Source organism: Streptomyces sp. PA03-3a (assembly GCF_033792735.1).
Taxonomy (GTDB): Bacteria; Actinomycetota; Actinomycetes; order Streptomycetales; family Streptomycetaceae; genus Actinacidiphila.
Genome location: NZ_JARAVM010000060.1, coordinates 20,837 through 31,264, shown reverse-complemented (window position 1 = coordinate 31,264; position 10,428 = coordinate 20,837). Strand labels below are relative to the sequence as shown.

Below are 10,428 nucleotides of genomic sequence, written 5' to 3'. Positions count from 1 at the left end.
CCACCCGCTACGACAAGCGCGGCTACGTCTACCTCGGCACCGCCACCGCAGCGACACTCGTCATCTGGCTCCGCACATGATCGGCCGGACAAGTCCTAGGCGAGCACATCAGATTCCCACCGCGCGAGCGGCACGTCCACGTACGAGACCTCCCGGCCCAGCGCACGCGAGAACTCCGCGGCCAGCTCGTGCATGTCGACCGAGCGCGGACCGGTGAACTAGCTAGTGGACCTGCCCGATGCGGGGAGCCGGATCGCGGAGGACGGTCGCCACGACGCGGGCGACGTAGTCCGCCCAGCACCGAACGGCAGGGCGATCGTGTCGTTCTTCCGGATCGTCCGTGCGGCCAGTGACGTGAACAGCGGGTTGTCCAGGAACGAGGGCCGGACGTGGACCACCGGCAGGTCCGACCAGTCGAAGAGCGACTCCGAAGTACTGGTGGCCGTCATCTTTGACACCGTCATCTGCGACAGGTCGACCAGGCCGTCGAGCTTCCCGTACTCGCAGGCGTACGGAGGCCACGTCGGGCAGGTGGTCGGGACACGCGCATCGCGAAGTACATCCGCGCGACGCCCTGCAGTGCGGCCGGCACCGCCTCGGGCCGGGTCAGGTCGCCGTCGACGACCTTTGCATCGAGCCCGCGCAGCTCGGCGGCTCGCTCGTCCTACGTGCGGACCATGAACCGCACCGGCACGTCATGCTCGCGCAAGTGGTCGAAGACCGTGCGACGCCACTGGCGCCGGGGACGGGGACAAGATGTTTGCAGCCATCAGTCGCTTTCCTTGGTGTCTCGTCGTACAGGTGAATCGATAGGACTCACTGCGAGACCGGCACCTGCGGACCCGGCGCCACGACCGCGCGCTCGGGTCATCGGGTCGGCAGGCGGTATGTGAGGCGCGCACGCCGGCAGAAGGTCTCCGGGATGCGGTCCGCCGGTCCCGGATCAGATGAACAGGACGCTCTCGATGTCGATGGTGACGAGTTCCACGTCCCGGAACACGCTTCCGTCCAGGGCCCGCCGGAAGACACGGCGCCGGGTCGGGACCATGATCCCGTCGAACTCCTTGTACTCGGAGACGTAGTGCGCTGCCGGCCCGGCGTTGATGACCTCGGGTGTGTAGTCGTGTCTGCGCAGCAGCCCGGCAGAGTCGAAGTGGAAAACCTGCTCGCGGCAGTGCGTCGCGATGTGCTCCGGGAACGTGACCTTCAGGCGCCTCCTGGTCTCCCCCTCCTCCGTGACCGGGGACAGTTCCGCGGTCTCGAACCCGGGAGAGGTGAAGGTGAACGGAGACGTCAGGTAGGTCCACATGGCATACCCAGCGAAGTAGGCTACGTGCAGATCGTCCCAGGGGGCGCGTACGTCCTCCGGAAAGGACGCACGCGGGTCGAACCGCTCGGCGGTCACCTCGCCGACTGTTGTCTCCACCGCCACCCGCCGGGCCGTGAGGGATGTGCGCAGGTGGGGCGCGGTGAAGGGGTAATGACTGGCATGCTGCCGCCGCAGGTCGAGCCTGACGGCCGCGTGACGCAATATGCCCTCCCGCCCCTTCAGCCGCCATAGCGAACCCCCGGCCCGGAAGTGCACGGTCGCGGAGCCGAACCGGTTGTAGCGGTCCTGACCGCCGTGCGCTTCGATGACGTGAGTGACGAGATCATTCATGGCAGGTTCCTCCTTCATCTGTGAACTGCCCTGAGCACACCACTGGCCTCCCCGGGATCCCGGTGTTCTGAAGCGGCCGGCACGGGCCGCTGGACCGGGACGACATGTCACGGGGTCCTGGGTGGCCGGTTTCAGGCCTCGTCTGCCAGGAAGTGCTCGGCGAGGGGCGTGCCGGCGAGCTTCTCGCGCATCAGGCGGGAGAAGAGCAGCAGCGAGTTGCGCGGCCGGTGGAGCACCGCGAGGTCCTGGGCCTGACCTGCGTCATTGCGGGTGACCGTGACGACGACCTTCATGGGTTCGCCCTCGACCGAGGCGTCGTAGATCTCGAGGAAGCCGTTGTCGCCGAAGTCGTCGGTGTAGCTGAAGTCCTGGAACTCGTACAGTTCCCGGGCCTTCACGACGATGGCGCGCACCGCCTCCGCGCCGCGCGCGGTGCCGTTCATCGCCCCGCCTTCGAGCGTGGCGTCGTCGGCCAGATTGTCCAGCCACCACGGGTAGTACCGGCCCTCGGGGGTGCGGTCGCCGTTATCGGTGTTCGACATGTCGAGTCTCCTTCGGGATCCGGCCGCGGGCCAGACCGTGCGGGGGGGGGGGAGTGCCACTGGCCGGAGAACCGGTCAGCAATAGGAGCATATACTCATATTCGTGGTGCGCGGCAAGCGCGAGGGCTCGACCGGCAATGCCCCCACCCTTGCCCCTATGTAATTGGGAGCATATGCTCCCAATGTCTGCGTGGGGACCACCTGCGGTCTACGCGTCGCGCGTCCTGTCCACCAGGACCTGCCGAAAGCGCGCCTCGGACATCCGGCGGGGCCGCCGCCCCGACGGCGCGGAGCCTAGCGCCCTCCCGCCGACCCGACATTCCCTTCGGGCGCCGCATCAGGTGCGCCCGCCCGGCCCATCACAAGAAGGAGTGAGCCTTTTCAGCGTTGCCTTTCCAGGGTGAGGATGGCTTTGGCTGCTGACGACAGGCGGTTGGGCTGCAGCGGGCGTGGCGGAAGATGCGCGAGCGTTTGAGGGTGGCCATGCCGCGTTCGACGGGATAACGGAGTCGGGCGTGGGCCCGGTTCAGCGATCTTTGCCGGGTGGTGAGCTCCTTGCGGGGCGGGCGTCTGGTCGGCGTGGCGAAGGTGCCGCCGGCGCCGAGGTAGGCCAGATCCGCCAGGGCGGGGATGCCGAGGCGGACGCAGGTGGCAATGATGCGGTGGGTGCGGGCCGCGGTCAGGTCGTGGGTGCGGCCGGGCAGCGCTCGGGAGATCCACACGATCTCGCCTTGTGGGTCGGTGATGACCTGCAGGTTCACGCCGTGGCGGCGGTGCTTGCCGGAGTAGTCGGCGCGTTGGTCGCCGACCCGGTCGCACTCGGCGAGCGTGCCGTCGACGAGCACGTACTCCGCATCTGCCTCGCGCAGGGCGCGGGTCAGGCCTGGCGCGCGGTGGGCCAGGAGATCGATGACCGCGTGCACGTAGGCGTGGGCTGTGCCGACGCGGATCCGGAAGGCGGCTGCGATCTGCGCGAGGGTGTCGTGCTTGCGCAGGTAGACCAGCGCGACCAGGGCCCGCTGCGAGGGTCGGAGTTTGCAGCGGCGGTCACCCTCCCGGGTGACGATCAGCATCGTCACCCACTCAACCAGCGCACGAGGCACGTCCAGTGCGGCAGGATACGTAACCAACGAGTCTCCCCGGCAGAAGAGTTGAGACGTCAGACATCTCGCTCAACCGTCGAGGAGCCTCGTCCGTTTCGCACCGGTCTCCAACCAGTGGGCCGTCACCCGATCGGTGGCCCCGCTGAAAAGGCTCAGTAATTCACCATGACCGTCGTGAAAGCTGCCGCCGTCCAGATCAGCCCGGTGCTCTACAGCCGCGCCAGCACGGTCGAGAAGGTCGCACGCAAGATCCGGGACCTGGGCGAGCAGGGCGTCCAGTTCGCGGTCTTCCCCGAGACCGTCGTCCCGTACTACCCCTACTTCTCCTTCGTGCAGCCGCCCTACGCCATGGCCAAGTAACACCTGCGCCTCCTCGAGGAGGCCGTGACCGTGCCGTCCGCCGAGACCGACGCGATCGCCACGGCAGCCCGAGAGGCCGGCATGGTCGCGTCAACGAGCGCGACGGCGGGACCATCTACAACACCCAGCTGCTGTTCGACGCCGACGGCACGCTGATCCAGCGCCGCCGCAAGCTCACGCCGACCTACCACGAGCGCATGGTCTGGGGGCAGGGTGACGCCTCGGGCCTGCGCGCGGTGGACAGTGCCGTCGGCCGCATCGGCCAGCTCGCCTGCTGGGAGCACTACCTGCCGCTCGCGCGCTAGGCCCTGATGGCCGACGGCGAGCAGATCCACGCCGCGATGTACCCGGGTTCCTTCGGCGGCCAGCCGTTCGCCGATCAGATTGAGGTCAACATCCGTCAGCACGCCCTGGAATCGGCCTGCTTCGTGGTGAACGCAACCGCGTGGCTCGACGCCGACCAGCAGGCGCAGCTAGCCAAGGACACCGGTGGCCCCGTCGCCGCGATGTCCGGCGGATTCTTCACCGCCATCGTCGACCCTGAGGGCCGCATCATCGGCCAGCCGCTCACCTCCGGTGAGGGCGAGGTCATAGCGGACCTCGACTTCGGGCTGATCGACCGGCGCAAGCGCCTGGCGGACACCCGCGGCCACTACAGCCGCCCGGAACTGCTGAGCCACCTGGTCGACCGCACACCGGCGGCCCACCTCCACGAGCGCGCCGCTCAGGCCGGCGTCCACTCCGGCCCGGCGGTCGAAGAGGACCCCACGGCGGACGCCCAGTGAGGCGCGCTTCGGCCTGACTCGGTCACGGCCCGGGGCGCCACCGCGCCCCGGGCCAGCACCGGCATACACGGGACCGCGGTCATCCGACCGGGGTCCCTCCGCGAACCGGACCATGCCGCGGGAGTTCACTCGGAGGCACACGCCGCATGCACCGACGTGCATCGCACGGCCGTGCCTGGGCGTCACCATCGACCAGTCAGGCCGCGCCCATACGGCTGGGTACGGGAAGGCCGGTGGTGCCGCCCCGTCAGGCGGCACCACCGGCCTATTCGGCAGCTCGTAAGGGCCGGCTACTTGGTGGTTCCCCAGAGCTGGCCGGCGGGCACGTGGGAGGGGTTGCCCATCAGCCTCTCGACCCGGATCTGATTGTGCACGGCGGCACAGTGGCCGCTGTGCCTGTGACCCGCGTGCGTGTGCCCACCGCGCTGGAACGCGTTGTGCGTGAAGGTCATGGCATAGGGGTGGGTGAAGTTCGTGGTCGAACCGCTGACCAGCGGGAAGTGCCCCTGCGAGGTGGTGTCAGGCGAGTCGGCGGTGTCGATGATCCAGACGGTCCTGGCCGACATGCCGCACTTCTGCAGCGTGAGGCCCTCGTCCTGATAGGCGGTGTGGGCGAGGCCCGCGCACAGGCCGGTGCGCATGCCGCGCGGGGCGTACTCGACCTCCACCGCGCGTAGCTTGCCGTAGTGCTTGTTGACCTCGGCGGACACCAGGCCGTCCTTGTAGAAGTCGGTCACCGTACCGGAGCGGTGACCGACGATGTCGCCAGCTCGGTTGGACGTGCTGACGGGGTACATCGCGGTGGGCTGTCCGACCCTCGCAACGCCCTGGTAGACCGTCTCGACCAGGTTGGGCCGCTCGGCGGTGCCGAACTTGGCGCTGTAGATCTTGATGCAGCCGTCGCCGCACTCGGGGGTGGCCGCGTTCGCGGTGACCGTCGCCCCCGCACTCACGGCGCCCACGATGGTTACCACCGCAGCCGCGGCAAGCACGCCGTTCTTGACGGTCTTGACGTTCTTGAAAGACATAAAAATTCCCTCACTTGAAGCACAGCCGCACCCTGCGCGCTGTTCTGGCGAACGGGGCGGCCGCAGGCACACACATGACCGACGCGGACGACCGGCGTCACCGGTCGGCGCGTCCGACGCCCTCGGCGTCATCGCCGCAGGGCGTGCGGTCGTTCCGTCTCCCGCGGCCGATCGCACGGCGGGACGGAGTACGGGCCTCTGGGCAGCGGAAGGCACCGCGTCCATGAGATACGAGCATATGCGCGTATTTGCTTGATGGCAAGGCCCAAGCGGGGTTCTGTCCATTGAACGGCTCTGTTCCGTAGTTGGTGGTGACGGTGGGTGCCTATGTGCTGAGCAGGATGCGGTGGCGGAGGAGTTCGAATCCTGCTCGGCCGTGCAATCTGTCGCATGATCCGCTTGGTGTGGGTGTTGACGCCTTCGGTGCGGCCGTTGCTCCAGGGGAGGGTCAGGCCGGCGTTGACAGCGGCGCGGTCGAGCTCCAGGCCGTTGCAGAAGCTGTGCAGGTGGGGTAGTCCTGCGCAGCGGGCCTGGGCGATCCATTCCGTGAGCTTGGAGTCGTTGCGGCTTGCGGGCGTCAGAAGGGCGGCGAAGTCGCGGATGAGGGCGGTGAGCTGGGTCATCTCGGGGCAGGCCGTGGTGAGGGGGCCGAGTAGTTCGGTGTGCTTGGTGCGCAGGTGGCCGGGGTGGGTGAGCAGGAGCCGGGTGAGGCGGCGGGGGGGTGACGGGGCGGTCGCCTTCGGCGCGGCCCTGGTTGAGTTAGCGGACCAGCAGGTTGGCGCTGCCGGTGTAGCCCAGTTCCCTGATCTCGTGCAGGAAGTGGGTTACGGGGACGGCCGGGTCGTCGGACCGGCGCTGGCGCAGGTGGTCGCGGTAGGGGTCGACCAGGGTGGGCCGGTTGCGGGGACGATGCGATCGGCGGACGGTTCGGGGCTGCGGGCGTAGCGTTTTACGGTGTTCAGGGCGATGCCCAGTCTGCGGGCACATTCGAGTAGGCCGACGCCGGAGTCGAGGAGGGCGTGGACTTTGTGCCATCGCTCGCGGGTGGTCTGCTCGCGGACGCCGCCGGGGCGGGGTGGGTTGACGGTGGCCCAGCAGGAGGCGTGGGCGCGGACCTCGGCCAGGACCTTGTCGCACAGGTTTTTCCACAGGTGCCAGCGGTCGCTGACCTGCACCGCGTCGGGCAGTGCCCGGCGGAATGCCTCGGCGTAGGTGGCCGAGCCGTCCCGGCACACGGCTTCGATCTCCTTCTTCCCGCGCAGCCATGCCTCCATACTGGCGGCCACTTTGTGCACGAAAGGTGAGGTCATCCTCGCCGGTGCTCGCCCCACCACGGCAGGATCGGAGGCAGGTCGCTGAGCCCGCGGGCTGGCCGCTTCGGCATCGGCGACTTGCCGTCGTCTCTGTCCCAGCGGCGTGCGTATTGGTCCGGGAGGCTGCCCCAGCCCCAGTAGGGAACCGGGCGGTCGGAGACCTCGCCGAGTTCGTCGAGCGGATCGATGTGCTTGTCCGCCACCGTGCACAGGTGGGCCCAGTCGTCGCCCATGTCGAAGACGTAGGCGAACTGCTCCCCGGCCTGCAGCCTGTTGAGCTTGGTGGCGTGGCCGTCGACGGTGTCGTCCGGGGCGTCGCCGTCCCACCAGTCGAGGGGGCTGACCCGGGTGCCGTCGGACAGCGTGAACAGGTGCAAGTGGGCCAGGTCCCAGCGGCCGAAGGCGAGATCGATGGCCGTGGCGAACTGAGCGAAGGAATGCGAGCGTGCGGCGGCCAGTACCCGGCCGGGGCGTGGCCACAGAGCTGCGCCGTGCCCGGAGACCAGTTCCACCCGGATGGACAGCCAGGTACGTGCCACGACCTCAACTCCTTCATGTGCCAGGTCCGTGAGCCGGTACTGAGGCTACTGAGTGTGACTGCCGCGTGGGGAATCGAGCTGGCCGTACGTGGGGAAATTCGTCCTGGCCGCCGACAGGCATACGCGTCGTCGGTGTCGCAACCCCGGCCTCTGGATTGCCTTCGATCGTGTGCCGGGGATCGGCGTGTCGGCCTGGATGCGGCGGGTTGTGGACATCTCCCACAGCAGACGGTGCCTCGATTCGCCGGGGGTGGTGGGTGGTGTCCGGCCAGGTCGCGGCCTGTGACGATGATCCTTCCGGCCGGTGGGCGGGGCCGGGTCGTGAGGGTGCGGTGGCCCGGCTGCTGGCCCTGGACGCCAGGGGAGAACTGACCACCGGCCATGCCCGGCTGGTCGCTTCGGCTCTGGGCGTGTCCTTGCGGACGGTGTGGAACTGGGTTGCCGTCGCCCGCAGGGAAGGATGTCTGTCCCCTTGCGGTCGCTCGAGGGTGAAGGTGACTGCTGATCTGCGTTCCCGGTTGGCGGTGTGGGGCGGGAACGTGGCCGCGGTCCACCGGGAACTGGTCGCCGAGGCGGACGCGGTCGCAGAAGCGGGGGCGGTGCCGTCTGTGCGGACCTTGCAGCGCGCGGCGCGCCTGGATCTGTCGGCGGGGGAGCGGGCTGGCCTGCGGGCAGGGGAGGCAGGCCGGCGTGGTCATGACGTGTACGGGAAGCGTCCGCCGGTGCATCGCAACGCGTGCTGGGAGGGCGATCACAAGCGGGTCCCGGTACGGGTGGATGTCGAGGGCCGGGCGGCGTGCCCGTGGGTGACATGGTTCATCGATGTCGCGACGAAAGTAATCGTGGGGGTGGCCGTCACCCCGCACGAGCCGGCCCGCGACGCCGTGCTGGCGGCGCTGCGGACAGGGATCAGCCGCGCCGATCCCCATGGGCCGTGGGGTGGCCTGCCGGCCGTGCTGCGGGTGGACCGCGGGAAGGAGTTCTTGTGCCGGGCGGTGTCGCGGGCGCTGGGCGCCTTCGCGGTCCCGGTGGAGGACCTGCCGGCCTACATGCCGTACCGCAAGGGCACGATCGAGCAGCTGAACGATGCGGTGGAGGAGATGTTCCTGGTATCCCTTCCCGGCTACACCCGCCGTGCGCGCCCCGTGGGCGCTCACCGTCCCGACCAGGTGGAGGATCTGCTGTCCTTCGCGGACTTCGTCGAGGTGCTGCTGGGCTGGGTGCGGTGGTGGAACACGCAGCACCGGCCCACCGGCCTTCCACCGGGGCTGACGCCGGCGGCAGCCTGGGAGGCGGATCAGGCCCCGGTGGAGGACGTGGACGAGAAGTGCTGGCGTTCTTCGCGCTGGAGGACGACGGCAGGGTGCGGAAGATCTCGACGAACGGGATCAGGTGGCGGCGACGCTGCTACATCGCGGGGCACCGACGAAATTGCTCTGATCAGGGCTTTACGTGGAACCAAAAGCGGCCGTTTCCCACGTGCATCAAGATCGTTTCCCAGATCCCAGGTCACACCCTGCAAGTGCAGGGGATCTCGAGCATTGGTCAAGTCACGTGTGCGTGTAACCCTCGGTGCGCACCAGTTCGACAGCGGAGGCCTCCAGTCGCGACGCGCAGACGCCCTCAGGAATACGGCCAATAGTGCGCTCGGCCCTCGGAGCGCGGGAAGTGCGGGAGTGGTCGTCCTGGTGAACGCGCTTCCCCGAGCTGCGCCTGGCCGTGGCGCCGGACGAGCTCCGGCCCGCTGCGCGCAGTGGGGGCACCTCGGGGCGAGTACGAGCGCCCCGCCATGGTCGACGGTCCCCCCAGCATCAGCCCTCGGGTGGGAACCGGGCGCCCATCTCTGCGGCCACGTGTGCCACCGGGCGCCCGGCCTGGAAACGCTGGACCAAGAGCCGCCTGCCGTGAACGGTCAGTCGGGCATTGCGGTGGGACACGAAGACCTCCGCGCGGTGCAGTCATAGACAGCTCCACTGCATCGGAGGTCTTCGCCTTGATCAAGCCCTCGCAGGTGTCAACAACGCTCGTGGTCCATACAGCTAGCGGAAACCTTTCGGGCTGTGTGCACGGGTCAGCGGGCGCCCCGCGGAACGAAAAGGATCTTGCCGGTGCGCTCGGGCCTGGCCGCGTGGCTCAGGGCGGCCTCGTGCTCCTGAAGGGAGTACGTCGCCTCGACCGGAGCCTGGAGGACGCCCTGCTCGACCAGCGCGGCAAGCTCCGCGTAGACCTCCTCGCGCTTCTCCCGCGGAGTGTCGCGGATCCAGTTGAGGATGAAGAAGGCGCGCAGCACGATGCCGCGGTAGATCAGGTCGCCGACCGGGACCGAGGGTGCCTGTCCGGTGGCAGCGGCGAAGGTGACGACGGTGCCGCCGTCCTCCAGCGACCGCACCAGCGCGGCGGTCTGCTCGGGGTCGGTGGTCCCCTCCAGCGCCAGCCGCAGCTGTCCGCCGTCCAGCGCGGAAGCGATGCGCTCGCCGAGTTCCGGGCCGTCGACGACGACGGCGTCGGCGCCGAGTGCGCTCACCTGCTTGGCCGCTTCCTCGCGCCTGACGACGGCCAGGGTCTTGATGCCGGCCTGCTTGGCCAGGGCGATGACGTAGTGCCCGACCGCGGAGTTGGCGAGGTTCAGACCGATCCAGTCGCCGGGTCGCAGTGCGACGTAGTCGTGCAGGAGCGCGCGGGCCGTCGCCGGGTTGACGGGGAGCATGGCGAGCTGGAGGACGTCCGCATCGTCCACGACGGACAGCGGCACGACGGTGTGGGCCGGGAGCACGACCTGCTCGGCCCAGGTTCCCTGGACGAAGGTGGGCAGGATCAGGACGCGCCGGCCGGTCAGGGACCGGTCCACGTCGTCGCCGACCCGCACGACGCGGCCGACTCCCTCGGCGCCCAGCGCCTGGGGCAGTCGGGGCTGGGCCGCGAACCAGCCCATGGTGAACAGCAGGTCCGCATTGTTGACGGGTGCCGCGTCCACCTCGACCAGCACCTCGCCCGGGGCGAGAGCCGGTTCGGGGCCCTCGACGAGCGAGACGGTGTCGTTGAGGTCTCCGCCGACGGCGGTGAGCGTGAGATGACGCATGACGGATCAGTCCTTAAAC

General features: G+C 69.0%; 7 protein-coding genes and 5 pseudogenes. 3 read left to right on the top strand and 9 right to left on the bottom strand.

Annotation, left to right across the window (positions count from 1 at the left end; all coding sequences use genetic code 11):
• Positions 1-218 precede the first annotated feature (218 nt).
• The 4 genes and pseudogenes from PV342_RS38695 to PV342_RS38680 form a co-directional block, all read right to left on the bottom strand.
• A complete protein-coding gene (locus PV342_RS38695; RefSeq protein WP_500320850.1) occupies positions 219-449 on the bottom strand; it encodes a hypothetical protein in 231 nt (76 codons plus the stop codon).
• Between the two features lie 494 nt (positions 450-943).
• On the bottom strand, positions 944-1,660 hold the full coding sequence (locus PV342_RS38690) for a hypothetical protein (protein ID WP_500320848.1): 717 nt from the start codon (positions 1,658-1,660) through the stop codon (positions 944-946).
• 131 nt (positions 1,661-1,791) lie between these two features.
• Positions 1,792-2,202 (bottom strand): hypothetical protein, encoded by a 411-nt coding sequence (locus PV342_RS38685; protein WP_400805149.1) that lies wholly within the window; start codon positions 2,200-2,202, stop codon positions 1,792-1,794.
• A gap of 381 nt (positions 2,203-2,583) precedes the next feature.
• Positions 2,584-3,332 (bottom strand): annotated as a pseudogene (locus PV342_RS38680) (transposase).
• A gap of 138 nt (positions 3,333-3,470) precedes the next feature.
• On the opposite strand from PV342_RS38680, the gene PV342_RS38675 reads away from it, so the two are divergent.
• Together PV342_RS38675 and PV342_RS38670 are read left to right on the top strand one after the other, a co-directional pair.
• Positions 3,471-3,665, top strand: a complete 195-nt coding sequence (locus PV342_RS38675; protein ID WP_500320846.1) for a nitrilase-related carbon-nitrogen hydrolase — start codon at positions 3,471-3,473, stop codon at positions 3,663-3,665.
• A 113-nt stretch (positions 3,666-3,778) separates the two neighbouring features.
• A pseudogene (locus tag PV342_RS38670) lies at positions 3,779-4,450 on the top strand (nitrilase-related carbon-nitrogen hydrolase).
• Positions 4,451-4,740: 290 nt separating this feature from the next.
• On the opposite strand, the gene PV342_RS38665 reads toward PV342_RS38670, so the two are convergent.
• The 3 genes and pseudogenes from PV342_RS38665 to PV342_RS38655 form a co-directional block, all read right to left on the bottom strand.
• A complete protein-coding gene (locus PV342_RS38665; protein WP_500320844.1) occupies positions 4,741-5,478 on the bottom strand; it encodes a hypothetical protein in 738 nt (245 codons plus the stop codon).
• Positions 5,479-5,803: 325 nt separating this feature from the next.
• Positions 5,804-6,761 (bottom strand): annotated as a pseudogene (locus PV342_RS38660) (transposase); the annotation flags it as partial.
• 23 nt (positions 6,762-6,784) lie between these two features.
• Entirely contained in the window at positions 6,785-7,330 is a 546-nt protein-coding gene (locus PV342_RS38655) for an IS1096 element passenger TnpR family protein (RefSeq protein ID WP_500320842.1), read from the bottom strand.
• Positions 7,331-7,395: 65 nt separating this feature from the next.
• On the opposite strand from PV342_RS38655, the pseudogene PV342_RS38650 reads away from it, so the two are divergent.
• Positions 7,396-8,394: pseudogene (locus PV342_RS38650) on the top strand (integrase catalytic domain-containing protein); the annotation flags it as partial.
• Between the two features lie 771 nt (positions 8,395-9,165).
• Here the strand turns inward: PV342_RS38650 and PV342_RS38645 are convergent.
• Both PV342_RS38645 and PV342_RS38640 read right to left on the bottom strand, forming a co-directional pair.
• Positions 9,166-9,267, bottom strand: a pseudogene (locus tag PV342_RS38645) (IS481 family transposase); the annotation flags it as partial.
• Between the two features lie 134 nt (positions 9,268-9,401).
• Positions 9,402-10,409: a zinc-dependent alcohol dehydrogenase family protein gene (locus PV342_RS38640; protein ID WP_500320841.1), complete on the bottom strand. Its 1,008-nt coding sequence runs from the start codon at positions 10,407-10,409 to the stop codon at positions 9,402-9,404.
• Between the last annotated feature and the right edge of the window lie 19 nt (positions 10,410-10,428).